This window comes from Clostridium transplantifaecale (assembly GCF_900626075.1).
In the GTDB taxonomy this organism is placed as follows: Bacteria; Bacillota; Clostridia; order Lachnospirales; family Lachnospiraceae; genus Otoolea; species Otoolea transplantifaecalis.
This window is the reverse complement of the sequence record NZ_UYZY01000002.1, coordinates 1,251,385-1,277,057: the sequence shown is the minus strand read 5'-3', so window position 1 is coordinate 1,277,057 and position 25,673 is coordinate 1,251,385. Positions and strand designations below refer to the sequence as shown.

Annotated in this window: 22 protein-coding genes; 1 reads left to right on the top strand and 21 read right to left on the bottom strand. The window is 47.9% G+C overall.

Annotated features, from left to right (window positions below):
• Positions 1-804: 804 nt before the first annotated feature.
• The 15 genes from EJL91_RS11355 to EJL91_RS11285 form a co-directional block, all read right to left on the bottom strand.
• On the bottom strand, positions 805-1,641 hold the full coding sequence (locus tag EJL91_RS11355; protein ID WP_125142035.1) for a putative hydro-lyase: 837 nt from the start codon (positions 1,639-1,641) through the stop codon (positions 805-807).
• A 37-nt stretch (positions 1,642-1,678) separates the two neighbouring features.
• Positions 1,679-2,776 (bottom strand): 5-oxoprolinase subunit C family protein, encoded by a 1,098-nt coding sequence (locus EJL91_RS11350; protein WP_125142034.1) that lies wholly within the window; start codon positions 2,774-2,776, stop codon positions 1,679-1,681.
• 2 nt (positions 2,777-2,778) lie between these two features.
• Positions 2,779-3,507, bottom strand: a complete 729-nt coding sequence (gene pxpB, locus EJL91_RS11345) for a 5-oxoprolinase subunit PxpB (RefSeq protein WP_125142033.1) — start codon at positions 3,505-3,507, stop codon at positions 2,779-2,781.
• 67 nt (positions 3,508-3,574) lie between these two features.
• On the bottom strand, positions 3,575-4,792 hold the full coding sequence (locus tag EJL91_RS11340; protein WP_125142032.1) for an NRAMP family divalent metal transporter: 1,218 nt from the start codon (positions 4,790-4,792) through the stop codon (positions 3,575-3,577).
• 68 nt (positions 4,793-4,860) lie between these two features.
• A complete protein-coding gene (locus EJL91_RS11335) occupies positions 4,861-5,619 on the bottom strand; it encodes a LamB/YcsF family protein (RefSeq protein WP_125142031.1) in 759 nt (252 codons plus the stop codon).
• Between the two features lie 215 nt (positions 5,620-5,834).
• Positions 5,835-7,190: a sigma-54-dependent transcriptional regulator gene (locus tag EJL91_RS11330; RefSeq protein ID WP_125142030.1), complete on the bottom strand. Its 1,356-nt coding sequence runs from the start codon at positions 7,188-7,190 to the stop codon at positions 5,835-5,837.
• Positions 7,165-8,511: a sensor histidine kinase gene (locus EJL91_RS11325; protein ID WP_125142029.1), complete on the bottom strand. Its 1,347-nt coding sequence runs from the start codon at positions 8,509-8,511 to the stop codon at positions 7,165-7,167. The genes EJL91_RS11330 and EJL91_RS11325 overlap by 26 nt, the downstream gene beginning before the upstream one ends.
• On the bottom strand, positions 8,495-9,931 hold the full coding sequence (locus tag EJL91_RS11320; protein WP_125142028.1) for a sodium:solute symporter family protein: 1,437 nt from the start codon (positions 9,929-9,931) through the stop codon (positions 8,495-8,497). Before EJL91_RS11320 ends, EJL91_RS11325 begins: the two co-directional genes overlap by 17 nt.
• 95 nt (positions 9,932-10,026) lie before the next feature.
• On the bottom strand, positions 10,027-11,079 hold the full coding sequence (truA, locus tag EJL91_RS11315) for a tRNA pseudouridine(38-40) synthase TruA (protein ID WP_125142027.1): 1,053 nt from the start codon (positions 11,077-11,079) through the stop codon (positions 10,027-10,029).
• A 24-nt stretch (positions 11,080-11,103) separates the two neighbouring features.
• Complete coding sequence (locus EJL91_RS11310; protein WP_125142026.1) at positions 11,104-11,904, bottom strand: energy-coupling factor transporter transmembrane component T family protein; 801 nt, start codon at positions 11,902-11,904, stop codon at positions 11,104-11,106.
• The gene (locus EJL91_RS11305) at positions 11,901-12,767 is read right to left on the bottom strand and encodes an energy-coupling factor transporter ATPase (protein ID WP_125142025.1); all 867 of its coding nucleotides are present in this window, start codon (positions 12,765-12,767) and stop codon (positions 11,901-11,903) included. Before EJL91_RS11305 ends, EJL91_RS11310 begins: the two co-directional genes overlap by 4 nt.
• A gap of 4 nt (positions 12,768-12,771) precedes the next feature.
• The gene (locus EJL91_RS11300) at positions 12,772-13,632 is read right to left on the bottom strand and encodes an energy-coupling factor transporter ATPase (protein WP_125142024.1); all 861 of its coding nucleotides are present in this window, start codon (positions 13,630-13,632) and stop codon (positions 12,772-12,774) included.
• Complete coding sequence (locus EJL91_RS11295) at positions 13,598-13,780, bottom strand: hypothetical protein (RefSeq protein WP_125142023.1); 183 nt, start codon at positions 13,778-13,780, stop codon at positions 13,598-13,600. The genes EJL91_RS11300 and EJL91_RS11295 overlap by 35 nt, the downstream gene beginning before the upstream one ends.
• Before the next feature lie 146 nt (positions 13,781-13,926).
• Positions 13,927-14,838 carry an AEC family transporter gene (locus EJL91_RS11290; RefSeq protein WP_125142022.1) on the bottom strand — a complete coding sequence of 304 codons (912 nt, stop codon included), beginning with the start codon at positions 14,836-14,838 and terminating at the stop codon, positions 13,927-13,929.
• 61 nt (positions 14,839-14,899) lie between these two features.
• The gene (locus EJL91_RS11285; protein WP_125142021.1) at positions 14,900-16,315 is read right to left on the bottom strand and encodes a YfcC family protein; all 1,416 of its coding nucleotides are present in this window, start codon (positions 16,313-16,315) and stop codon (positions 14,900-14,902) included.
• Between the two features lie 207 nt (positions 16,316-16,522).
• Here EJL91_RS11285 and EJL91_RS11280 point away from each other — a divergent pair, with 207 nt between their 5' ends.
• On the top strand, positions 16,523-17,401 hold the full coding sequence (locus EJL91_RS11280) for a LysR family transcriptional regulator (RefSeq protein ID WP_125142020.1): 879 nt from the start codon (positions 16,523-16,525) through the stop codon (positions 17,399-17,401).
• Between the two features lie 6 nt (positions 17,402-17,407).
• Here EJL91_RS11280 and pepD read toward each other — a convergent pair whose 3' ends face one another.
• From pepD to EJL91_RS11250, 6 genes are all read right to left on the bottom strand, one after another.
• Positions 17,408-18,850 (bottom strand): beta-Ala-His dipeptidase, encoded by a 1,443-nt coding sequence (pepD, locus tag EJL91_RS11275; RefSeq protein ID WP_164516816.1) that lies wholly within the window; start codon positions 18,848-18,850, stop codon positions 17,408-17,410.
• Between the two features lie 290 nt (positions 18,851-19,140).
• The gene (locus EJL91_RS11270; RefSeq protein WP_125142018.1) at positions 19,141-20,481 is read right to left on the bottom strand and encodes an APC family permease; all 1,341 of its coding nucleotides are present in this window, start codon (positions 20,479-20,481) and stop codon (positions 19,141-19,143) included.
• 151 nt (positions 20,482-20,632) lie between these two features.
• Positions 20,633-21,148, bottom strand: a complete 516-nt coding sequence (locus EJL91_RS11265) for an L-2-amino-thiazoline-4-carboxylic acid hydrolase (RefSeq protein WP_243125311.1) — start codon at positions 21,146-21,148, stop codon at positions 20,633-20,635.
• A 53-nt stretch (positions 21,149-21,201) separates the two neighbouring features.
• Positions 21,202-22,509, bottom strand: a complete 1,308-nt coding sequence (locus EJL91_RS11260) for an L-cysteine desulfidase family protein (protein WP_125142017.1) — start codon at positions 22,507-22,509, stop codon at positions 21,202-21,204.
• 305 nt (positions 22,510-22,814) lie between these two features.
• Entirely contained in the window at positions 22,815-24,551 is a 1,737-nt protein-coding gene (locus EJL91_RS11255; protein ID WP_125142016.1) for a sigma-54 interaction domain-containing protein, read from the bottom strand.
• 53 nt (positions 24,552-24,604) lie between these two features.
• Complete coding sequence (locus EJL91_RS11250) at positions 24,605-25,660, bottom strand: N-acetylmuramoyl-L-alanine amidase family protein (RefSeq protein WP_125142015.1); 1,056 nt, start codon at positions 25,658-25,660, stop codon at positions 24,605-24,607.
• Between the last annotated feature and the right edge of the window lie 13 nt (positions 25,661-25,673).

Here is a 25,673-nt window from a genome sequence, read left to right as displayed (position 1 = left end):
GCTCCCCGGCCTGCGGCCGCTGATTTGTTCTGTTCCTTCAAGTGCGGGGACTACTGTCGCTGCCACTACGTTTCCTCGAATTTCAGGAGAATGCCTCCTCCTGTATGGTATTAAATTGATGAGCCTGAGCTTTAGCACCTGACCTATCTTTGAATAACCATTATATTTTTGTTTACTCATTAAATTTAGTTTTGGATTTATCTCCTAATTCAGCCTGAAACATCTTCAAAAGGTAAAAGGTTCACGACCACATAGTGGCCGCGTCAATACCTCTCCCGCACTTGACGAAAGAGACCATCAGCCCCTGAAGACGGCGGACGGGGCAACACCCTTCGCTGAGTCTTCAGTCCCGTCGACAACCTGCCCGGGGAAGGAAGGAGAAAACTTTCCGAAGGGGACCTTGGAATCCGCCGGTGCTTGATGAGGTTTTACCGAATCTAGCATCCGTTGCGCATTCCACTAGCGAGAGCGAGTCCCCGTAGGAATTTTTTCTCCTGGATTCCCCCTCACCATCCCCTGCAAACCGGGACTGAAGACTCATATACACCCTCCCACTCCCCCGTCCGCCGTCTTACAGAGGCGTCCTCGCATCTCAATTAAATCCCAATACAAAGAGAAAAGGAGAGCTTCCCTTTCCGGAACATCTCTCCTCTTCCCGCCGCTTTTTTGTAATGAACTTTTTTTCCTTATATTATATACATAATTAGATAAGGCAACTTTACTGCTGTGTCCGTTATTACAGACGCTGTTTTATTTCTCCCGCTTCCGTCATTCAATCTGCTTCTGTTATTTAAGCAGTTTCTGTTATTCAAGCTGTTTCCGCTGTTTCCGCTGTTTCTGCTTTTTAGCCTCCAGGAAATCATTCAGCTCCGTATTCAGCACATTGGTGATGAACATATGCCCCGGGGCATGGGTGATGACAAGCGGAAGCTTTGCATTCTCAATCGCAGCCTGGGGAGTTACGCCGCAAGCCCAGAATACCGGGATTTCTCCCTCGCGGATCTCAACACTGTCGCCGTAATCCGGCTTGTTGATATCCCTGATTCCGATTTTTTCCGGATCCCCAATCTGAATCGGTCCCCCGTGAACATTCGGATAACGGTCGGTGATCTCCTTGGCGATCTTTGCATTCTCCGGAGTCATCGGGCGCATGCTGACAACCGTCGGCCCTTCGAATACGCCTGCTTTCTCGCACTGGATATTCGTCTTATACATCGGTACATTGCAGCCCATCGCGATATGGCGCACTTCGATTCCCGCCTTCATAAGCGCTTCCTCGAAGGAAAAACTGCAGCCAATCAGGAAACCGGTAAAATCATCCTGCCAGTAGGAGGAGGCATCGGTCACTTCCTCCGCCCTGACGCCGTCCCTGTAAATAAAATATCTCGGGATATCGGTCACAATATTGGAACCTTCTCCCATGTCGTGAACATCGGGAGTTCCCTCCACCACTTCCAGAATTGGGCATGGTTTCGGATTTTTCCTTGCGAACTCTTTAAAATCTTCAGCATACTGTTTGGGAAGAATGACCAGGTTTGCCTGAGCATATCCCGCACACATTCCCGCTGTCGGGTAATCAATCTCTCCGGAACGGATCAGTTTCCATATTTCTTCCGGTGATGTCTTGCTGTAATCTTTCATGGGTATCTACCTCCCTGTTCTAATTTCCAATATGCGGCTACCGCAGGCCTTCTCTTTCTTCCTGGATTTCCACGATAAATTCCTCTCCGTCGATCTTCACTTTATATTTACCCGCCCGGCTCCAGTATTTACGCGCCTCATGGGCCACCGCCACCTGAATGGCCGCATCCCGTTCCGCACACGGTTCCGGCGCTTTGGAAAGCTTTTCTTTCAGCGCTTTGAATTCTTCAACCTGGGTAATATATAACTTCTGGGCCTCCTCGATGGAAACCTTCTTGAATTTTACTTTGTATCCCGGCCTGGATTGTGCAACCTTCGGAAGATCCACGGAAATTACACTGGCAATCTTTGTATAACCTCCCGTCGTCTGGTGGTCGGCCATCATGATAATTGGCTTGCCGTGGGACGGAACCTGGATTGCGCCGAACGCGATACCGTCGGTGATGATGTCACCGCCGTTCTTATGCTCAATCACCGCGCCCTCACAGCGGCATCCCATACGATCCGATTCATTGGTAAACGTATAGGTTTCATTTAAGAACGTATTAATTCCCTGTTCTGTAAAATAGTCGTCCTGCGGTCCCATCACTACGCGCAGCTCCTGCTCCGTCGGAGTGAAATCGTCGGCTTTAACTTTTCTCAGATACATATTGGGAAGAGTAGTCTTCGGATCGGTAAATGCAATTTCATCGCCCGTTCCCAGCTTCCTGCCCTCAAATCCTCCCACCTTGGATTTCAGGTTTGTGGACTTGCTTCCCATGATAAGCGGTATATCCAGCCCTCCCGCAAAAGCCACATAGGCCCTGCTGCCGCTGAACATTCCGGCAAAACTTAAGGTATCGCCTTTATGCACCGGCACCGCCTGGTACATCGGCAGATCCTTACCGTTTAACTTCGGTCCAAGGTTGGCTCCCGTCACTGCAATGATATTGTCGGCCGTGAACTCCATCATCGGCCCCATCAGCGTGATTTCAAGCACGCCTTCATTCTCATCATTACCAACAAGGATATTAGAAAGCGCAGCAGAGCGCTGATCCATAACGCCGGACACAGACATTCCGGACTCCTGGTAACCAACACGTCCCATATCCTGGATTGTTGTGAGGAATCCTCCATTTAAAAATTTAACGCCCATCGTTACACCTCCTTGTCGTATACAACATACTGGTAGCTGCCGTCTTCCACAGCTTTCAGTGTTTTGTCATACTCATCCTGGGTAATGGACTTAAATTTTATGTACTGTCCAGCCTCCAGAAGCACCGGTTTTTCACGCTCCGCGTCATAAAGCTTAAGCGGAGTCCTTCCAATCAGCTGCCATCCTCCAGGAGAATCCACCGGATAGATACCGGTCTGCTCTCCAGCGATTCCAACAGAGCCGCCGTCAATTTTCACCCTTGGGTTTTTCAGCCTTGGGGTCGCAATTTCTTTGCTCATACCGCCCAGGTACGGGAATCCGGCGATAAATCCAATCATGTAGATCAGATATTCTTCCGATGTGTGAATCTTTATTACTTCATCGACTGTCTTTCCGTTGTGTTCGGCCACATTTTCAATATCCGGGCCCATTTCCCCTCCATAAAGAACCGGAATCTCAATTACGGATGGCGGCGGAATCTCAATGTTGTCCAGAGAACCCATCAGCTCCTCAAACTTTTTGGAAATCTCTTTAAAACTGATGACTTCCGGCTTGTAGTAGACAAGCAGGGAACGGTAGGTGGGAACCGTCTCCACGATCCCTTCAATACCGCTTTTTTCCACAGCAATTTTGAATGCCCTGATTTTCTTGTTGATATCGGGGCTGATCTCGTTGCCGAACTCTACGCATACAGAGCAGTCGCCCGATACAAGGTATCTTACTTCGCTCATTTATTTCCCTCCGAATTCGTCAGACGCCGGGCAGGAAACTCCCGCCCGACGGAACAGTTATAATTTATCAGCCAAAGATAGTCAGAATCTTCGGAAGTGCCTTGATGCCTGAATAACCGGTCAGAAGAACAACGCCGATTCCCAGAACGATCAGAATCATAGGATGTTTGTAGTTCTCTCCTACAATGTCTTTTCTCCTGCTGGCCAGAAGGATGGTCAGAAGAGTCAGAGGAAGGATCAGTCCGTTTACGGAACCCGCCAGTACGAGCAGTGTCGCCGGCTGTCCTAATAAAGTCATAATAACCGTTGATATTGCGATAAATCCGATTACGAACCACTTCTCATTCTCCATGATAAACGGATGCAGCGTCTTTAAGAATGATACGGATGTGTAAGCCGCGCCGATAATGGATGTACATGCCGCAAAGAAAATTACAAGGCCGAAGATCTTATAGCCAATCACTCCTGCGCCTGCCTGGAATGCTGCTGCCGGCGGGCTGGCCACCCATGCATCACTTCCGACAACCTGAGGCATAGCCGTAACAACGCCCAGAACTGCCAGGAATAATAAAATTCTCATTGTGCCGGATACGCCGATTCCCATAAGAACGGATCTGCGTACTTCCGGAAGATCTTTTGTGCCGGAAAAACCTGCGTCAAGAAGACGGTGGGCGCCGGAGAATGTAATATATCCGCCGCAGCTTCCGCCGAGCAGTGTAATCATCGGAAATACCAGTCCCGGAGCTTCAGAGAAACGGAACAGGCTTGTCACTGCCTCTCCTACCGGAGGTTTGGATTTGAATGCAACAAAGAGCACTACGAGAATCATAATGCTTCCCAGGTATTTTGTCATCTTATCCATTCCCGCTTTCGCATCTTTGGACAGGAAAATCAGAATACCGATTGCTCCTCCGATAATTGTGCCTGCCTTGATTGGAAGGCCGAACATGACGTTCAGTCCGGTGGCCGCGCCGCCGACATTACCGATGTTGAATACAAGGCCGCCAAGGGCAACAAGGAATGCGATAAAATATCCCAGACCCGGAAGTACCTTATTGGCAATATCCTGGCCGCGCATACCGGAAACCCCGATAATCGACCAGATGTTTAACTGTGTTGTAAGATCCAGGAGGATCGTACAGATGATAACCATTGCAAATACGGATCCGTACTGGCCCGTAAATGTGGCTGTCTGTGTCAGGAAGCCTGGTCCGATTGCCGATGTGGCCATCAGGAACGCGGCGCCCAAAAGGACCGTCATATTATTCTTTTTCTTCTCTCCCATATATATCTCCTTCGCCTTAGATTACTTTAAAGCTTTATTACCTTTCACAGGTTATATTCCCATTCCCCTTACATCAGGTTTTTAATTTCCACACCTTCCGCGATCAGAGTTTCACGGATATTTTTTACAAATTCAAGAGCCTTTGGATTGTCGCCGTGAACACAGATGGAATCTGCCTTGATAGCGATGTCATTGCCGTTGATGCTCTCTACTTTGCCTTCTTTTACCATTCTGACAACGCGTTTGATTGCCAGCTCTTTATCCTTGATTACAGCGCCCTCTAATTTTCTGGAAACCAGAGTGCCGTCGTCGTTATATGCCCTGTCCGCAAATACTTCGCTGGCTGCCTTAAGACCTGCCGCCTCAGCTGCCTCGATCATCTTCGAACCGGCCAGACCCATGAAAATGATATCCTTATCAACTTCATAAACTGCCTCGCACATTGCCTTTGCCAGTTTTTCATCAACCGCCGCCATATTGTAGAGCGCGCCGTGCGGTTTTACATGCTGAATCTTAACTCCGTGGCTGTCCGTAAATGCCTTTAAAGCGCCAAGCTGATACTTCACATAAGCCTTCGCTTCCTCCGGAGTAACCACCATATTTCTTCTTCCAAACCCCATTAAGTCGGGAAATCCCGGATGGGCTCCTATGGCTACGCCATTTTCTTTCGCAGTGGCAACCGTTTTCTCCATCACGATCGGATCACCTGCATGCCATCCGCATGCTACGTTTGCGGACGATACATATTTAAGAATTTCACCGTCCATACCAATCGTATAATTGCCGAAACTCTCGCCTAAATCACTGTTCAAATCCACATAATACATAGTCTTATCCTCCTTACCTTTCTCATTGTCTTTGCCCCTTGAACCTTATGGTCCCAACAGTATTATTTTATCTGACTTTTCCATTTTTTTCAATATTGATTTCGATTATATTTATTTTTCTTTCTTATTAACGCAAAAATCGTGCAAAAACGCACGAATTTTGCGTGCGTTTTTGCACGATGTGACTTTTTGCACTGTTCACATCCGCCCGGTCCCTAATCCTCCCGGTCCATCCTTCTTTTCATCGAAAAACGGGTCGTCCCAAGGAGGGCCGCCGCCTTTGTCAGATTGTTGTTACAGAGCTTAAGCGCCTGCTCCATGTAGAGTTTTTCGAGCACGGAAACCTCTTGTTCCAGGCTGATTGGCCCTTCAGCCAGATTCTTAAGGTAATAACAGTTTCCGCTGCCTCTGACCTCTGTTTTTTCGACCGGCGTCAGTTCCACATGTTTCTCCAGCACATTTCCCTGGCTGAATAAGAAGCAGCGTTCGAAAATATTCTTAAGCTCCCTGACATTACCTTTCCAGTCATAGAGAATCAGCTCCCTCATAAAGTCAGGTTCCACTTTTTCAATATTTCTGGCAAACGATTTATTGTAATAGTCGAGGTAGTAGTCACAGAGGGCCGGTATATCCTCCCGCCTTTCCCGAAGCGGAGGGATCACAATCTGCATGACATTGAGCCGGTAAAATAAATCTTCCCTAAACTGCTTGCTCTCGATAGCCTTTTCCAGATTACGGTTCGTGGCCGCAATCACTCTGACATCCAGTTCGATATCTTCCAGCCCGCCGATTCGTTTATATTTCCTGTCATCTAAAAATGCCAGAAGTTTCGTCTGCATAGCCAGGGGCAGCTCTCCAATCTCGTCCAGAAAAACGGTCCCTCCGTTCGCCAGCTCAATCAGTCCTTTTTTCGTCTTTAACGCTCCTGCAAATGCCCCTCTCTCATAGCCGAACAGCTCACTCTCAAGCAGGTTCTCCGGAATAGCGCCGCAGTTGATTCTGACCATCAGATTTTCTCTCCTGTCACTGCAGTCGTGGATCAGCCTGGCCACCACCTCTTTGCCGGTTCCCGTCTCTCCCCTGATCAGCACATTGACGGAGGAGTTCTGCCCCAGCACCTTAATCTGGGAGCGTATCTGACAGACCGCCTCACTGACTCCGGTGAAATCCTGGGATTTCCCCTTTAAAAACTCCAGGGAATCCTTCCGTTTCATCTGCTCCAGGCATCTCTTAATGATAAAATCAATCTCATCCACATCGAACGGCTTCAGAACGTAGTCATAGGCTCCCCTCTTTGTGGCCTCCACTGCCTGGGATACGGAACCGTAAGCCGTCATGAGAATGACCTGGATGTCGTCATCCATTCCCTTAAAGGTCGCAATCTCATCGATTCCCACACTGTGTTCCAGGAGGTTGTCGAGAATCACCACATTGGGATGAAAACTTTTCACATACTCCACGGCCTCCTCGATGGTGCCGGCGGATTTTGCATCATATCCCCTGTCCTTCAACCCCTCTTCCAGTGTATAGCGGATCAGAAATTCGTCATCCACGACTAATATTTTCTTCATAGTCTTCCTCCCTCCTGTAAAATGTGAGTCTCACACAGGTTCCTTCCCCGCAGGCGCTGGCCATCTCCAGAGTGCCTCCGTTCTGCTCCACCAGTTTCTTGACAATAGCGAGACCGATTCCGATTCCATTGATGCTCTTTGTGTAAAACGGTTCCATAGCCTGGGACAGCTCTTCCCTGCTCATTCCTTTTCCGTTGTCCTGGAATTCGATCAGCGCCCGGTTGTCACTGCTCTTTCCGGTAATCTTAAGTCTTCCCTCCGTTCCGAACGGGATGGATTTAATACTGTTGCTGATCAGGTTATGGGCAATCTGGCGGAATTCGTTTTCATTCAGATATCCGGTCAAATCCTCCTCAACTTCTGTTTCCATCGTAACCTTCTGTCCTTCCGGTCCTTTGGAATAAATCATCGCAATTTCCCCAACCACCTTTTTAAAGGAAATCTGTTCCTTTGGGGACTCCTTCTTAACAGAGAGGGTAAACAGGTTCATAATGAGGGCCGTCACCCGGTCTATCTCCTTGATCATGCTCTCGCAGAGCATCTTGTCCCCTTCTTTGGCTGCCCTGTCTTTTAGCAGCTGGATGCCTGAGCGTATCCCGGCAATAGGGTTTTTTATCTCGTGGGCAAGAGTGGCCGACATCTTGCTGGTATACTCCATCTTGGTGTAGTTGTCCATGTTGCGGAGCAGACTTTCAAATGTGACGGCAAGCTGGCCAATCTCATCCTTTCTCTTGACCGATTCAAACCGGTAGTTTCTGTAATTTCCCTTATTCTTATTGATCTCCCGGCAGGTGCTGCTCATGCTCCTGATAGGTCTTGTGATGTTATGGGAAATAAAGATACTGGCCTGGATGATGATGAGAAGAGACGCAATCGCCCCAACCACCACATAATTCTGTTTTTCCAGGATCTCCTCCCCGAATGTCTTTCCGTCTATCAGAAACTCCAGCTTCCATCCCAGCTTATTACCCGCCTCATTGGTGAGGAACACCTCCCGGTCGGACGCAGCGCTGCTTTCATAGGTCAGAACTGTTCCGTTTTTATCGGTAATTCTGATATATCCGCGTCCGTAATATCTGTATTTCTCCCTCAAATCGTCCTCACTGATTTTCCCGGTCAGGAAATTGACGTCCTTGTTGATCTCATCAAACATCTGAAGCGCCATTGCTTTCTGGTTATCCCTCTGCATCGTGTAGCCGTTGTAATAGGAAATGGCTCCGAATCCGCAGATTACAATGATTCCTACGAATAAAAAAGGAACCAGGATTTCATTTTCTATTTGGAAAAACCATTTTGACAGTTTATCACTCAGCCATTTCATCTCTCATCCCCCATCTTCTCTCAATGTATGAAACTACAAGGTATGCAGAGACGGAACAGGCCGTCGCCGGGAACGCCCAATACACCCTGGTGGTTCTCCCCCAGAGCAGGAGCGAACAGAGGACTCCCGTTATAAATGCCGCATAGGCCCCTGCTTTTGTTCCTTTCGGATACAGCAGGGCGCCGTAAATAAGCGGTGTGAAAACAACTGCAAACGCTCCCCATACATCTGCACCGAAAAAGAGGATATTTCCCGGAGGATTGATGGAGAGAATCAGGGACAGGGTCCCTCCGATAAAAATAAACCATCTGGCCCGGACCAGGAGCTTTTCCTCCTTCATCCCATTGCATCCGAACTGTCCGGCCACATCGTAGGAGAGCATGGAGCCAATCAGCAGAAGCTGGGAGTTGGCGGTGGAGAGGCAGGCTCCGATCACACTGATCAGAAAAAAGCCGCTGAACCTGGTATGGAGCAGATGATCGATGGCATAGACAAAGATATCATCCGTTGCACAGAATGTTTCCAGATGAGGAAACAGGATTTTAAGCCCCAGTCCAATCTGGGTCAGGGCAAAATAGAATACCGCAAGAAACCCCATGGCACAGAGAAGCATCCGTTTAGCCGTTTTTTTATCCTTCGCTGCGACAATACGGACCATGTACTGAGGATTTGTAGCCAGTCCCATTCCCCAGCCGAAAAACATGGAAATATACATGAGGGGGGAATAATCGCGGAACAGCCCCTTCTGTTCCGCCACTGCTCCGGCTTTCATCGTTTCACGGGCTACGGTGCCGTCGGTCAGGAGCCATGTGCCTTCCACTTTCCCAACAATGACAAAATAGATCACCCCGACACTGATTGCAAGCATCACCAGATTCCCGGCATCTGTCTTTGTAACAGAATTAAAGCCCCCAAAGGTGGAATAGAGGATAAAAAGATATACCAGGAAAACGGCCACCTTGTAGTCAATATTGAGCAGATTGGAGGCGGCAATGCCAAATCCCTTTATCTGCATAACGAGATACAGCACATAACCTCCCGACATCAAAAGGGCCGAGGCAACCTGAAGCCCCTTGGATCCGTACCGGTTCCGTATTAACTGGGGGATTGTAAAAATGTCGTTATCGTAGAGCCTGTCGCTGATTGCATACAGCATTAACGCTCCGATAAACCACGGAATAACAGACATGGAAATGACGGCCACACCGTTCTGGTACACGTTTCCCGTGTACCCCAGTATCGTAGCCGCCGAAATCCAGGTTCCCACAAATGTAAAAAAGAGCCGGCAGACGCCGATTTTCCTCTCTCCGACAAAAAACTTCGAGATGGAATCGCTCTCCCCGAAGGATGATTTTCCTATAATAAGAATTGCCAGCGAATAAAGTCCGAAATAGACCAGATAAACAAATGTTTTACTCATTTTCCCCCCACTATGCCGGTATGCCGTATGGCATGTCCTGCTGTTTTTGCGTCCTCATCCTCTCTTCTATCACCGGTTTACACCTGCATCTTTAATTACTGTTTCTGGCCCATGATGACGCCGTCACCCAATCCCGCCTCGTCGCACATCCAGAATCCTTCATCTTCTTTTACAGTATAAAATCCATAGCGGCCGCCGTCCCGGAACCGGCCTTTTTCGTCATCCGCCACCGACACACGCTTCGCCCCGTTCCTGTACGCCTGATGCACCACGCGCCTTACAACTCTCTCGAACTCTTCATCCTCACAGCGGTAAATTGTGAGATGGGCCGGACCGCCTTCTTCCACTTCCCTCTGATCCAGAACGTAATGCCAGTGTTTATTCTTCCCTTCCAGATAAGGCCGGAGTTCCTTCTCATAATCCAGGCTCACCAGTGTCAGCCCCTCGGCTGGGATCGTCGGCCCCGCTGCCGCCCTGTTTCTGGCCTCCAGTATCTCTTCCATATGCTCCGGAGGATATACTCCCATTCCCACCTTCACAAGTGTTCCCGTAATAATACGGACCATATTATAAAGAAAGCCGCTTCCGCTGATACGGATTGTGATCATGTCCCCTGCTTTGTCAACATCCAGGCTGTAGATCGTCCTGACCGTCTCTTCCGCCTGGGAACGGGTCGTACAGAAACTCTTAAAATCATGTTCCCCGACCAGATAAACGGCCGCCCGCTTCATCTTATCCACATCCAAATCAAAATAACAGAAATAGCTGTAAAGCCGTTCCAGCGGCATACTGATTTTCCGGTTCATGATCTTATATTCGTAGGTCTTTGTGCAGTTGGCCTTTCTTGGGTGATATGTGAGCGGAACCTCCTCCGATGCCTGGATCCGGATATCATCCGGAAGACGCTGGTTCAGGGCATAACAGATTTTATCGCCCGGAATCCGGCTTTCCGTATCAAAAACAGCCACGTTACCCCTCGCATGGACGCCGGAATCCGTCCTGCTTGCGCCGATAACGGCAACAGGCTCCTTCAGAAGTCCTGTCAGAGCCTTGTTTAATATTTCCTCTATTGTCACGCCGTTCTGCTGAATCTGCCAGCCGCAGTACGCAGTCCCGTCGTAAGCCACAATCAGTTTAATTCGTCTCATCTTTCATCTCCTGCCGTCATTCTTTTACAGGACAACGCGGATCGCGATCACAGCCGCCAGATAAATAATAAATACGGCGTAGGCCGCCCTGTCTCTCTTCTCATAATGAAGCGGCTTCATCTTCGTCCTTCCCTCGCCGCCGCGGTAACATCTGGCCTCCATAGCCATGGCAAGATCCGTAGCGCGCCGGAATGCGGAAACAAACAGGGGAACTAAAAGCGGTATCATGCTCTTTGCCCTCTGCATCAGATTACCCGTCTCAAAGTCGGCGCCTCTGGCCATCTGGGCCTTCATAATCTTATCCGTCTCTTCGATCAGGATCGGAATAAAACGAAGCGCGATCGACATCATCATCGAAACTTCATGCACTGGAACACGGATTTTATTTAAAAATCCAAGGCTCCTCTCCAGGCCATCCGTAAGCTGGTTGGGAGTCGTAGTCAGCGTCATAATGGATGAACCCAGAACCAGGTACATCAGACGCAGTCCCATAAAGAACGCCAGACTCAGACCCTCCGCCGTTATCTTCAGAAAACCGAGGCGGAAGATCACACGCCCCTCTGTCAAAAACAGGTTAAAGCTGACGCTGATCAGCAGCAGGAAAACAATCGCCTTTAACCCCTTCACAATAAATTTAAAGGGAACTTTGGATACCCGGATCACAACGGCCAGAAAAAGGGTAGCCGCCAGATAGCACCAAAGGTTATTTGCAAAAAAAAGCGAAATAATATAAATCATTGTCCCAAACAGCTTAGTCCTCGGATCCAGGCGGTGAACCGCCGAATCTACCGGATAATACTGTCCGATCGTGATATCTCTAATCATAACGTAAGCCTCCCCCTCTCCCGAAGGAGGTTAAAAATCGCATCTCTTGCCTCTTCCACAGTCGTAATCGTATCATCCACCGGGATTCCCTGTTCTCTGAGTTCCTGCACGACATACGTAATCTGAGGCGCCGCCAGGCCCATGTCCTCCAGCTCCTTATAATGCTTAAACACTTCCCGCGGGGTGTCGTCGTAAATTTTCTCCCCATGGTTCATCACCATGATCCGGTCCACATAGCGGGCCATGTCTTCCATACTGTGTGAAACGAGGAGAATCGTAAGTCCGTGCTGCCGGTTCAGTCTCTCCACCTGATCGAGGATTTCATCCCGGCCCTGCGGATCCAGTCCTGCCGTCGGCTCATCCAGAATCATCATCTCGGGGCGCATAGCCAGAACTCCGGCAATCGCAACCCTTCTCTTCTGTCCGCCCGACAGCTCGAAAGGCGACTGTTCATAAAAGCTCTCGTCCATGCCGACGAGATCCAGCGCATGTCTGGCCCGCTTCTCCGTCTCCTCCTTCGTGCAGCCCAGATTCTTCGGTCCGAAGCAGACATCGGAAAACACATCGGCCTCAAAAAGCTGGTGCTCCGGATACTGGAACACAAGCCCTACTTTGCTCCGCAGTTCTTTCATCTTATACCCGTCACTGAAAATGCTTGTCCCGTGATATAAGATATCTCCGCTGGTAGGACGGATCAGTCCGTTCAAATGCTGGATCAACGTGGATTTACCGGAACCGGTATGGCCGATCAGCCCGACAAATTCACCGTCGTTTATCTCAAAATTCACATGTTTCAGGGCATGCTGCTCAAAGGCAGTCCCCGCCCCGTACGTGTAATTCAAATCTACAACCTTAATCGACATATCTCTATTCCTCTTTTAAGAGCGGAAGCAGCGCTTCCATCAGCTCTTCTTTCCTGAGTATTCCATCCGGCAGCGCAGCTCCGCTCTTCTTAAGCTCATAGGCCAGCTCCGTCACCTGAGGAACGTCCAGACGGTAGCTCTTAAGCTCGTCCACCCTGGAAAAAATCTCCTTCGGAGTCCCGTCCATGACAATCTTTCCGCCGTCCATGACAATCACCCTGTCTGCATCGATTACTTCTTCCATATAATGAGTGATTAGGAGCACAGTGATCCCTTCCGCCCGGTTCAGTTCCCGTACGGTGCTGATAACGTCTTTACGCCCATTGGGATCAAGCATTGCAGTCGGCTCATCCAGGACAATGCACTGTGGCTTCATCGCCATGACACCTGCAATCGCCACCCTCTGCTTCTGTCCGCCCGACAGGCGGTTAGGAGACTTCTTCCTGTAGGCTGTCATCCCCACTGCCTTAAGGCTGTTGTCCACACGTTCCCAGATCTCCTCGGTAGGCACTCCAATGTTCTCCGGACCAAAGCCCACATCTTCTTCCACCACATTGCCGATAATCTGGTTGTCCGGGTTCTGAAACACCATCCCGGCCGTCTTTCTCACATCCCACAGAAGATCGTCGTCCGCCGTATCCATCTCAGACACCCAGACCGTCCCTTCCGTCGGAATCAAAATCCCGTTAATATGTTTTGCGAATGTGGACTTTCCAGAACCGTTATGTCCCAGGACCGCCACAAAGCTCCCCTTTTCTATCTCCACATCCACGTGATCGATAGCCCGGTTCACTTCTTCTATTTTATCTTCCTCATCCCGCCTGATATAATCAAAAACGAGATTTGCCGCTTTTATAATATTCATAATCAAGCCCTTCATAACCGCATTTTATCACTGCGCATTTGTGTAAATTGTAGAGCAATTGTAACTGGGAGTCAAGTAATATTTTGTCTGAAAAAGACGTCTGGCCATATCCCGCCTCTGCTTTTAACGTCTTCTTTATCTTCTCCACCCTGCCCTCTTTCTATAAGATAAGTTTCTTCTTTCCGCCGATCATTTTATCATATTGAAGACTGTGATACAATTAAATAACAATTAAAACCGGCTTCCAGGGTATTAAATACCCTGGAAGCCGGCCTTTTTTTAATATTTAATATCTTACTGCCATATCAGAGAGGAAATCCCCATGATAATCGGCATTGATATAATGCCCAGCAGAGTGCTGAGACAGACCAACTGTACCGCATATGTATAATCACTATCCAGCTTCTGTGCATAGACTGCCACATTCGAACCGATTGGAGAACATGCAGCAATCAGCAGCGCCTGCTTCATAGTCAGCAACTGTTTTGGAACCAGACATAACAGACCTATTGTCAGTAATGGAATCAGAAGTAAACGCACTATACATACCATATAGCTTTCTCCCCTGCAAAAAAGCTGTGTCAACTTTGTCTGAGCCAAATAAACTCCCAACACAATCATTGCCAGAGGCCCGTTCAGCCCAGATAGTGTCGTCAGACAGGATATTGCCATATCCGGCGGGGTGATTCTGCCCAAAAAAACGAGCAAGCCAATTACCAGACTGACAGTAAGGGGATTACATAGTCCCTTCCACTGTTTGCCTCCTGTTCTACCAGCCAGAAGCCACTGGCCATAGGTCCATTGAAACACATTCAGGAGTGCAATCATCCCCGCCGTATATAACACACCGCGTTCCCCCACTGTAGCCGCAATCAGTGGAATTCCCATAAACCCGGCGTTGGAAAAAGCTGCCGCAAAATTTTCCATCGGCCGTTTTCTGAACAGCAATCCGGCCACTGCCATTGATACAAGGAGAATAGCGAGCCCCATCAACAGTGACAGCAGCACCTCATTTCTAATTTCTGCCGTATTCTGTACGCAAAATGATTTTACTATTACGCACGGAAGGGAAACATACAAAAGCAGATTGGCCAGTGAGCGGCTCCCTTCCTTTGTAATCAGCTTGTAGTGGAACATGAGGTACCCCGACACCATATAGACAAACATAATCATAATCTGCCGTAAAATAACAACCGCACTCTCCAAATCATTTTCTCCCTATATATAAAATAGTATCTGTAAGTATTGCAGCGCTGGTCAGTACTTTTTAGAATGGACCATAGTTAATCAATGTCGCCACAATCAGAAGAACGAAGGAAGTAACCCACCATAATGCAAAACACGGCAGAAAAAACTTCAGCCACTTTTTATATGGAATATGGCACATGGCGATTCCCGCCATCAGCTTGGCGCCAGCCGGAGTAACCATATTGGAAAGAGAATCACCAAACTGGAATGCAAGTACATTCACCTGTCGATTTATGCCCAGCAGGTCGCCCAAAGGCACCATTAACGGCATCGTAACCGCCGCCTGGCCGGAGCCGGACGGAACTACTAAATTGATGATATCCTGTACTGCAAACATAGCACACGCGGCAACCGTCTTAGGCAGACCGTTGAGCAGGCTGGCCATGGCATTAATAATTGTATCAATGACATTGGCATCGGTAAGAACATTGGTAAGCCCCTTACAAAGACCCATTACCAGGCCAACCCACAAAAGACTTTTAGTTCCTTCCACAAACTCATTGCAAATCCGGTTTGCATCCAAACCGCCGACTGCACCGGCAACAATGGTCATAATAATAAAGACAGCTCCCATCTCCGTGAGATAAAATCCTTTTTCCAGAATTCCCCAGACCATGGCGGCCGTTCCCAGAACAAACGTTAAAAGCACCAGTTTATGACGAATTGTCATCGGAGAAATATCAGACAGATCCAATTCAGCGCGATATTGTTTATCGATTTCATACATCAGGCTCTTCTGTGGATCCTTCCTAATTTTAATAGCATAAGCACAGATCCAAATAATGCTGACCACCTCAAAGACAATAAAGACGATTGCTCTGTAACCGATGCCGGAAAACATGGGAAGTTCAGCAATTGTCTGGGCGACACCCACCGTATAAGCATTGGTCATACCGCCGCAATAACCTATTGAGGAAGCTCCTAACACCAGAAAAGCAGCTACCATCGAGTCAAATCCAAGCCCTAGGCAGACCATATATATCAGGGGCATAAACGCCAGAAATTCTTCACTGGTAGCAGCAAAACAAGATAGGAGTCCAAATGTAAGCAGTATTGCTATTAAAAGCAGGTTTTCTTTACCTGCAAACTTTTTAATCAGATTTTTAAGGCCTATATCGATTACGCCGGTTGCTTGGATCACCTGCAATGTTCCTCCTACAATCAGAAGGAAAAAAATCAGACTGCCTGAACCCGCAAGACCTTTTGGAACTGCCATAAAAAAGTCAAAAAGCCTTATCGGATTCTGTGTTACCCGGTGAAAACTTGCCGGATCCACCATTGAATAGCCGGTAGTCTCATTCGCAACACGGTCAAATGCTCCTGCCGGTATAATATAGGTGGCAATTGCGGCTACTGCCAGGAATGCAGCAAGAATAAGCATTGGATTAATGGCTTTTACCTGTTTTGTTTCTGTTCTCTCCCTCATTTTAAACATATATTCCCCTTCTTTCTTACCCCCGCATTATCAAACTCTGATAATGCATAACAATACCAAAAATAGTTGTTTACTATATTCCTGTAAAACTGCGTTGTGCTATAATTAGATAATTATATTACTTCCCGTCTATCCCTTTTTCTGCTGCCTGTGTACCTTTCTTTCTACGTAACTATTCATTCAGCCTTCAGTAAAGGAGATGTATTAATGGAACTACTTCAATTACGCTATTTTGCCACTGTCGCCCGAATGGAAAACATTTCTCACGCCGCCATCTATCACATGATCCCACAATCAGACATGTCGAAAACGATTTCTAAATTGGAACGGGAATTGGGAACCCCTCTCTTTACCCGGACCAAAAACAAACTTTCTTTGACGGAAGAAGGCAAATGTCTCTACCATGGAGTACAAAAAAGTTTATTTGCACTGGATTCATCCCTTTTGGAAATCAGGGAAGAAGAGGATCCCAAAGTAGTGCGCGGCGAAGTCAGATGCCTTATCCTTCAGCATAGATATAATCTAATAAACTGTATTGCCGCCTTCAAACACGAACATCCCAAAGTCCGCTTTATCATTTCACACAGGTTGAGAGACTTTTCCGAGTATGATCTGTGTGTATCAGCATTTGCGCCTTCGGAAAACAATGACATATGCATCCCGCTTGTGGAGGAACCATTGAAAATTGCTGTATCTTCCACTCATCCTCTGGCTGGACGTCAATCCATCACTCTCCCCGAATTACGTTATGAGAATTTTCTGTTCCTCTCACCCGATTCCAATATGGTCCGTATTTTGATGTCTCACTGTGATCAATATGGATTCCGCCCTAACTCTATCACGTATATAGACGACCTGAAATGTATTGAAAAATATGTAGACTGCGAATTTGGCGTAGCCGTTGTGCCGACGGTTTCCTGGAATCACCTTGATTTCAACGGTTCCATTCTGTTGGATGTAGATGAACCATTTTTCATCCGCAAGACTTTTCTCTTTCGAAGCAGTCTCAGACCTTTAAATAATGCCTCCAAAACCTTTTTTGAATATCTAAAGCAAAACTTTGACAGTTCTGTTGAGCATTCCTGAATTTATCTACCGAAGTTCTGATAAAAGAGTAAAAAGATATTCCTCAGCCTTATATACTGAAGGAATACTCATTCCTTCGGAAGGGCTGTGATTATTCCATCGATTCGGTCCGTATGCAATGGCATCCATTCCTTCTTTTTTTAGGAAGAAATACCCGACTTCCAGGCCGACATGGATAGAACAAATCTCAGGCTCTTCCCCATACATTCTACGGTATACTGTGGCTGCGGTATCACGCAGTAGAGAGTCGGCGCGTAAATCCCAACTGGGGTATGATGTAGACTGTCTACATCCTGCTCCGGCCAGTTCTGCCAGCAGTTCCAATTTCTCGTAGGTAGACTTCCCCATCTTTTCAGAAAGAGAACGGATATCATATTTCAGCGTCAAAAATCCTTCATTCATCCTCGCTGTCCCCATATTGACCGAAGAGGCTGCAATTTCTGGAAACATCTCATTCATCTGGACTATCCCATTAGGTGAAAGGCTCAGCATCATAATGATCGGTTCTGCCATATACGCATGTGAAGGCTCTTTACATTCATTCAGTGAGACTCTGATTTTTTTCCCTGTAATGGGATGCTCCTTATGGAGTGTTTCTTCCAGCTCCGCTGCCTCTTTTTCCAACGCGGATATGTCCTCTGCGGCAAGAACCAGCTCAGCCTGGGCGTCACGTGCCAGGGCAATATAACTGTCGCCTCCATCCAAATCCGAAATTGTGAAGGGGAACATTTTTTTAATCTGAAGCAAAAAACGGCCTAAAATTCCGATAGCATTATCACGGCCACGGTTAATTTCCCTTCCGGAATGGCCGCCTGCCAGCCCGCTGATTGCAATTCGCACACATCTACATGCTTCCGGCAAGGTAACACGCTCCAGCGGAAGTCGGATTTCTGCCGCCATACCTCCCGAACTTGCACACAAAAGCTGATTATCATTTGAACCGTCGAGATTAATCAGGGAAACTGCCCTAAATGGAAAATTGAAAGACTCCGCGCCGCTGAAATCGACTTCTTCCATAGTGGTCAAGGCCACTTCTATAGCAGGATGGGCATGATTCTTATCCCCTAAAACCGTCATGGCAAGCGCTACGCCAATTCCGTCATCTGCCCCCAACGTTGTCTTTCCTCCCGTAGTTATGGTGTTTCCTTCAATCACCCACGGTATCACGTCTTTTTCAAAATTCACATTTTCCCCACTGCTCTTGGAACCGACCATGTCTAGATGAGCCTGCAGCATAACAACAGGCGCGCGCTCATACCCAGATGTAGCCGGTTTCTGTATATAGAGGTTAAAATGGGCATCCTGTTCCGCTGCTAATCCCAGGCTTTCCGCCCAGGCTAACAGATAATTGCTGATTGCCTGCTCTTTTCCGCTTATATGAGGTATCCGGCAAAGCTTATCAAAATGTTGAAATGTAGGATTTTGTAAAAGCTGCTTTCTGCTGTACATGTTTCCCTTCCTCCTTATTATTCCACTATTTTTCACGTCTTTTCTGTCTAAATTATAATCATATCCGTCATTCAAAAAAACTATAAGATTGTCCATATAAACCATATATCAGAAGATATATTCAAGGCACACAGAACTCAAAATGTTCTCCTTCGCAGTATATGGTAAACCGCACGGACCGCTTTTAGTAACACAGATTCCAGCAATGAAAAGGCCGCTGTAAAAGCAGATGATTTATCCGATTTTACAGCGGCTCTTTGGCTCGTCCTGTATTTAATTTCTCCAAAACATTATTGAAAATCCTTTTCCGCGTCCCCTGTGTAAAGCACCTTACCGGCTCTTTTCTCCATATAAATTGAGAGCCCCAGCGCCGCCAGCCCATAGAGCATGGCTCCGATAATGGCTGCTGCGGGAAGTGTCTGGAACAGCAGATAGGTCTGAATCACAACAAGTATCATGGCAACCACCGCCACTGCATTCATTGTTCCCGGTTTCAGAATAAAGAAAGCCTTCTTACATGCTTCTGGATATCTCTTATGTAACTGTGTTGAAGCAGCAATCGGAATGATGGTCATAAAGATTGAAATTCCCGAACCATAAGTAGAAACCGTCTGCAGAGAAACGCCAGTGATAACAGGCACGATTCCAATCAGGTAGAACATCGTGAGCAGCACGTGGGGGGTGCCAAACCGTTTATTCACTCTGGTCAGAATTGACGGAAGGTAACCGTCGGACGCAGCCGCCAGAAGAGGTTTCGTCACCCAGCCGAACACCGAATTCAATGTTGTGGCTATTGCGAAAAGCGCTCCTCCAATGATGAAATAAGTGTAAAGCGGTCCCGGCAGGATTGCCCTTGCCACCTCCGACAGGTTTTTATTCGCCACCTGTGCCCAGGGAAGCACTCCTGAAGCCACCAGGCCGAGAAAAGCATAGAACACACCGACAATACCGGTTCCTAAAATCATACACAGCGGAATATCCCTGCCCGGATTTTTCATCTCACCGCCCATATTGGCGATAACATTGGAACCGCCCACGGCAAATGTCATAAGAGCCGATGCCGTCATCAACCCTACGATACCGTTAGGCACAACATTGTCCGAGGTAAATGCCTCGAAATTCACCTGAGGCATGCCGTATCCGATGAACAGTACAAATGCGGACAGCAGCACAAGCACCATTATTTTCTGTACCATCGCCGCCGACTTTACCCCGACGAGGTTCAGCACGTAAAAAAGTGTCAGCAGGGAGGCTCCCACCAGTTTAAAGGGAATTCCGGGCACCAGTGACTGCATATAGTCGGCAAATGAAATTGCATACAGCGAAAGTGTAATATTATATGAAAGAAAAATCAAAACATAAAAAACTCCCCACCGCGGAGCCAGAAGTCTGGCTCCATACATGTATGCCCCTCCGGTGGCCGGAAGAGTGGAACCCATAACAGCAGTTGGAAGAAACAATACAATTACCAGGAATGCCGCTATGATAAATGCCAGCACCACTCCGTTTCCGGTAAATCCGATGGCCTGCCCCGTCATAGCCATAACTCCGGTTCCAATGCTTTGTCCAATTGCAATGCTCAACGCTTCTTTAAAACCTATATCTTTTTTCAGAGTAACCGTCTCACTCATAATACCCTCCTTTGTGTGCCGTAATTACTCACCCGGCGGACACGAAAACATGTCTGCTGCAAGTATTATAGCATAATCAGCTCCCCATTCTGCAATTAGTAATACAGACATGGGCGATCGGCGCTATTTAGGCCGAGCGTATTTCTTCCTGTTATTCTTTATAAAAACTCATACGGCATGTGGGACATCCGTTTGCAATTGTATCCGTAAGTTCAAAACCCAGCCCCATCCCCTTCGCCATGTTTCTGTCTCCTTCCATAGCCATATCACACAGCTTCATGCAGGTTTCATCATCATAACCTAAGTCCTGCCAGGATTTTAAGAGTGGACAGAAATGATATTCTATATCTACTTTTTCCTCCCCTTCCGGCGTTACCTCAGCCTCAAAGGCATTTACCGCGGCCGGTGAACCAAATGCCTGGGCGAATTTCTCCATGTCCAGGGAACCATTTCCGTCATCCAGCGCTTTTTTAATATCGGCGCCCTGATTCTGCCCGTATCTTCTGACTGCCTTTCGGATCATTTCTTCCCCTTCCTCTCCCATACCGGCTTTGCACGCCTCCTCGTAAATCAGCGCCATCCAACAGGCTCTTGTCCCTACGGCCCCTCTCAGGATATTAGCCTTCTCATCATCCAGGATTGCTGCTTTGTTTGTAATAATGCTCATAATTACTTTCCTCCTCATAGTTATAATAGTGGTTAGTTTGCTTCTCTGCTTAGTCATGACACTTTTGCGGGTCTGCCGCTTACATTTTCTTTACTGAGCATAATAGAGATAATATTCATATCCACCCCGGCCATTCCCTCCCGTGAAAGACGGGCCACATCCCGGATCGTGTCCTCCACACGGCGGCTTATAATTCCGTCCGTCTGTCGTATTATACTTCCCTCCATTGCAAGACACGCCGCCAGAACAGCCTCCCCTGCGCAGTTTCCCAGCTTCAGCGCGCAACCGTCTTTCGCTCCGTCACAGAGCATCCCCGATACGCTTCCAAGCATGTTCTGCATGGCTCCGTCTATCTGTTCCCGGTTTCCTCCCATCAGCCATACAACGGCTCCGGCTCCGGCCGCACCCGAGAGAGTTGCCCCGCAGATGGGGGACAGGCGGCCAACATGGTATTTGATGCGGATTGTAAGCAGAATGCTTATCATGACGCTCCGCAGCATCTTCTCCTCATCGCATCCTAAGTACTCCGCCGCCGATGCCGGAAGCAAAATGGACTCAAATCCCTGGTTTCCGCTGCCCAGAACAGTCATGGCGGAGATCGGCGCACCGCCCATGCGGCAGTCACACGCGGCGGACACATTCATTTTGACATAGCTTGCCAAATCGTCCGGAACCGCCCCCTTTCTCACCATACTGCGTATCTTTTTTCCAATATTCAGGCCATAGTCGCGGCTGAGTCCCATTTGTGCCGCAAGGCGGTTCATCTCAATACCTTCCTTTAAAAAAGTGATTTTTTCAACCGGTATTTTCTCACAGATATCAACCAAATCGCAGACAGAAGACTCAGTTATCCACAATTCCCCGCCACATGAGTCCACATTCAGTTCTTCTCTCCGGTCCATCAAGATCTTCCCGTCTTTTTCTATGTAGACCAAATTGTCATGCCTGTCCATAGTAATAGTCCGTACCGTCTTCTGCCCCTCCCGGGCAGTCACTTCAATATAAAACCGGTTGTCCGGCTCCACTTCCAGTGTGATAACACCTTTTTTCAGCATCCGTTCCGCCTCTTCGGTCAATTCTGCCGTAACCTGAGAAAATATCTCCATCGTGTTATCCTGTCCCGCCAACAGAGCTCCCAAAGCCGCTGCCAGAGGAATACCCGCCTTATCCGTATTAGGAATTTTTACACAAAACGCATTCTTAAAAATATTGGAACTCAGTTTCAGATGTATGGCTGCTGCCGGTGAATCCAGTCTGCCACATGTATTGGACACGGCAAGACCGATAGCTGCAGGCTCCGTACATCCCATACCGGGTTTCATCTCCGACTGGATTAATCCGATGATCGCTTCCTGATCCATTACCTATTTCCTCCTTTCTCCTTGTCTGCCTTATATATAAGCAACCTCCGTGCCACTTTTCCGAGTATGATAATTAAAACAGAAAAATTTGTAATAAAATGACCTCAGTCTCCATGATTTTATCTGTTGTCCCCCTCTTTCCCACTCTTTTTCTGAATTATCATACAAAAAAAAGACCTCCTCATAAGGTCTTTTTCGAAATATCTGTCCCGGAAATCATCTTCCACGTCATTATGGTATCAATTCCATCTGCAAATCACTCTCGCCAAGTAAAATATTTTTTACCTAAGTAAAATATATTTTACTCATTGCGTATCATTATTTTTACACATTTCCAAACGTCTCATGCGGTGATACAGATTCTGCCGGGAAATTCCCAGTTGCTCTGCCGCCTTCTTTTGGTTGCCTCCATTTTGAAGAAGCGCTCTCTCAATCAGCTCTTTTTCGTACGTCTGCAGACTGCCGGCAAGGCTTACGCAATCGCTGCTTCCATTCCCCCCTGCTCCCACTTCCATAACCGGGCTGCTTTCCCCTGGCATGCCGTTTTCAAACTGACTCTGGAGGTGACGCGGCAAATCTGAGAGCTTCAGTTCACTTTCTTCCGCTCTAATCATCATATTCTCAATCACATAATCCAGTTCCCGGACATTGCCCGGCCAGTCATATGCCAGAAGGAGGCGCTCCATTTCGGGAGACACACCCTTAATATCTTTATAAAAAACCTTATTATATTTGCCGATGAAATATCGGGCCATCGCCAGTATGTCCTGCGGTCTCTCCCGCAGAGGCGGGATATACAGCGATAAAGGCGCGATTCGGTAAAATAAATCGCTCCTCATCTTGCCGGTATCCATGAGTACCCTGGGATCCTCGTTAATTGCACTGACAATCCGGCAGTTGATCGGATACATCTTATGCCCGCCGACCCTCATGGCTTTCCTCTCCTGCAGTACGCGCAGCAGTTTCGTCTGCATGGAAACCTGCATGGAATTCAGTTCGTCCAGAAACAGCGTCCCGTTCTTCGCCAGCTCAAACAGGCCTTCCGAGTCCACCGCGCCGGTATAGGCGCCCCTGACCGTCCCGAACAGGATGCTCTCCAGAAGATTCTCCGGAATTGCCGCACAGTTTACCGGTATAAACGGTTCCTTTCCTCTCTTACTGAAATTATGGATACTCTGGGCAAAAACTTCTTTTCCGGTTCCGGTCTCACCGACTATCAGGAGATTCCGGTCCACCCCGGCAATTGTCTGGGCGTCCCGGATGGTATCCACCAGGACCTTGCTCTCCCCGACAATATCCAGAAAAGAATAGGAGGTATCATTCTCCTCCTTGTGTTTTTCATCCTTCAAATCCCTCAAACGCAGGCGGCGCTTCAGCTCCGTGATCTCACGGAGCGTCTCCTGTGCCTTCCTGTCATCCTGGATAATCGTATATGCCAGTATATTTTTTCCGTGGTAAGCAAAGGGGTAAGTGCTGTACATCAGGGGACGATAAACATAATTCTTCGCCCTGGCGGGATTGTCGCTGTATTTGTCTATAATCGGAACTCCGGTCTCAATGACATCCCTGTGTTCGTGCTCATCCTCTGTCCGGTAATTATAAAAATCAGCTAGAGAACGGTGATAAAGCTGCTCCCGGCTCATCCCGTAATACTGGGCGGCCATCTGGCTTACAATTACAATTTCACCCTTTGCGTCAGTTCCCATAACGTCAAGTTTTTCAACGATCTCTTTATAACATTCACGCTGGATTCTGGGATTATCAAAGCTGGTCAGGTTATCCAAAAAATAAATCGTGCCGCCTTCCCATTCCTCCGTTCCGAAGTCATAGGTATCTCCCAACGGTGAATGGAGAAGCGTCTCACCGTTCCCCCGCTTCTGTGTGGCAAAATAGGAGCCAAATTCCTTTCCGATCCATTCGTCCAGCTTTATAGCCTTCTCCGCATACTGATTCACCCAGAGTATTTTTCCTTCGCGATCCGTAATGATGACTTCCTGCTCTATGCGGTCTAAAATATTCTTCAGTGTACTTATACTCTCCATGGTAGTTTCCCGCTCCCCGCGGATTGCCTGAGTAAAGAGCAAAAAACGCTGTTTTACTGCATCTTGCCGTCTCCGCCTATTGTATAGCCATCTATCACTGTGTTCATAGCCATGCTGCCGTCCTCATAGAAATAGTACCATTCAGATGGTGAAAGCTGATACCAGCCGATCGCCATAGCTCCGGTGGAATCCGTATAATACCATTTGTCATTCAGGTTCAGCCAGCCGGTCAGCATCTTGCATTCTGCATCCATGTAGTACCACTTGCCGTTGATGGCCCGCCAGCCGGTAACTGCATAGCCATTCTCATCAAAGTAATACCATGTACCCAGAATATAACGCCAGCCATTCACTGCCTCGACACCGTTCTCATCTGTATACCGGCGTCCGGTGCGGTCCTGTCTCCAGCGTCCTCCCACTTCTCCCAGGTTATCTACAAATGAATCCTCGGATGTAACGTAGTCCCCGCTCCGTCTGTAGTTCGCATCGTTGCTGTTCTTCGAGGTGGCTCTCACCTCGTAGAAATAGTTTGCTTCTTTGGTGATATACTCCGTCAGATCAACGTTTGTGCCTTCCAGAGTCAGTGTTGTCACATACTCGTCATTGCCGCGGTACAGCCTGAGCTGATATGCCGTAGCATACTTTACTTTCTTCCATACTGCCTTCGTCTTCGTCAAATCGCTCCATCCGGCTTTCTCCGTCTGTCCAAGCTGTACGACAGGATAATAGGTAGCCTTGACGACCAGATTTCCATCCTCATTCCTCTTGGCGGAAACAAAATCCGCACCGCTGATAGTGCTTTTCTTGGAAGAGTAAGAGCCATTAAATGATTTGCCGCTTCCCGGAACCAGAGTAACCGTTGCCGTCACTTTGGAGCCTGGGCTCCACTTGTCCAGCTCCTTGCTCCAGGACACATCCTCAACCTCATAGCCGCTTCCGGCCGTCAAGGTAGGCTCCAGAATCTCTCCGCTGTCATTGTCGTAGTTATTCTTGAACGTCACTCTGATACTGGCAATCGTTGTATCCGCATATGCTGTAAAAGCGCTGCCCACTATGATCAGCGCCGCCGCAAAACCAATCCATAATCCCCTTGCACTTCTCCTGAACATATTAATACCTCTC

What these genes read in the sequence shown, in the direction of transcription:
- EJL91_RS11330 (WP_125142030.1), bottom strand. Translation starts at nt 7,190, where the DNA reads ATGAAGAAAATATTAGTCGTGGATGACGAATTTCTGATCCGCTATACA.
- EJL91_RS11255 (WP_125142016.1), bottom strand. Translation starts at nt 24,551, where the DNA reads ATGGAGAGTATAAGTACACTGAAGAATATTTTAGACCGCATAGAGCAG.
- EJL91_RS11280 (WP_125142020.1), top strand. Translation starts at nt 16,523, where the DNA reads ATGGAACTACTTCAATTACGCTATTTTGCCACTGTCGCCCGAATGGAA.
- EJL91_RS11250 (WP_125142015.1), bottom strand. Translation starts at nt 25,660, where the DNA reads ATGTTCAGGAGAAGTGCAAGGGGATTATGGATTGGTTTTGCGGCGGCG.
- EJL91_RS11340 (WP_125142032.1), bottom strand. Translation starts at nt 4,792, where the DNA reads ATGGGAGAGAAGAAAAAGAATAATATGACGGTCCTTTTGGGCGCCGCG.
- truA (WP_125142027.1), bottom strand. Translation starts at nt 11,079, where the DNA reads ATGAGACGAATTAAACTGATTGTGGCTTACGACGGGACTGCGTACTGC.
- EJL91_RS11285 (WP_125142021.1), bottom strand. Translation starts at nt 16,315, where the DNA reads ATGTTTAAAATGAGGGAGAGAACAGAAACAAAACAGGTAAAAGCCATT.
- EJL91_RS11350 (WP_125142034.1), bottom strand. Translation starts at nt 2,776, where the DNA reads ATGGGCGTTAAATTTTTAAATGGAGGATTCCTCACAACAATCCAGGAT.
- EJL91_RS11335 (WP_125142031.1), bottom strand. Translation starts at nt 5,619, where the DNA reads ATGTATTATGTGGATTTGAACAGTGATTTAGGCGAGAGTTTCGGCAAT.
- EJL91_RS11270 (WP_125142018.1), bottom strand. Translation starts at nt 20,481, where the DNA reads ATGAGTGAGACGGTTACTCTGAAAAAAGATATAGGTTTTAAAGAAGCG.
- EJL91_RS11265 (WP_243125311.1), bottom strand. Translation starts at nt 21,148, where the DNA reads ATGAGCATTATTACAAACAAAGCAGCAATCCTGGATGATGAGAAGGCT.
- pepD (WP_164516816.1), bottom strand. Translation starts at nt 18,850, where the DNA reads ATGTACAGCAGAAAGCAGCTTTTACAAAATCCTACATTTCAACATTTT.
- EJL91_RS11355 (WP_125142035.1), bottom strand. Translation starts at nt 1,641, where the DNA reads ATGAAAGATTACAGCAAGACATCACCGGAAGAAATATGGAAACTGATC.
- EJL91_RS11325 (WP_125142029.1), bottom strand. Translation starts at nt 8,511, where the DNA reads ATGAAATGGCTGAGTGATAAACTGTCAAAATGGTTTTTCCAAATAGAA.
- EJL91_RS11310 (WP_125142026.1), bottom strand. Translation starts at nt 11,904, where the DNA reads ATGATTAGAGATATCACGATCGGACAGTATTATCCGGTAGATTCGGCG.
- pxpB (WP_125142033.1), bottom strand. Translation starts at nt 3,507, where the DNA reads ATGAGCGAAGTAAGATACCTTGTATCGGGCGACTGCTCTGTATGCGTA.
- EJL91_RS11320 (WP_125142028.1), bottom strand. Translation starts at nt 9,931, where the DNA reads ATGAGTAAAACATTTGTTTATCTGGTCTATTTCGGACTTTATTCGCTG.
- EJL91_RS11300 (WP_125142024.1), bottom strand. Translation starts at nt 13,632, where the DNA reads ATGAATATTATAAAAGCGGCAAATCTCGTTTTTGATTATATCAGGCGG.
- EJL91_RS11305 (WP_125142025.1), bottom strand. Translation starts at nt 12,767, where the DNA reads ATGTCGATTAAGGTTGTAGATTTGAATTACACGTACGGGGCGGGGACT.
- EJL91_RS11260 (WP_125142017.1), bottom strand. Translation starts at nt 22,509, where the DNA reads ATGGATCAGGAAGCGATCATCGGATTAATCCAGTCGGAGATGAAACCC.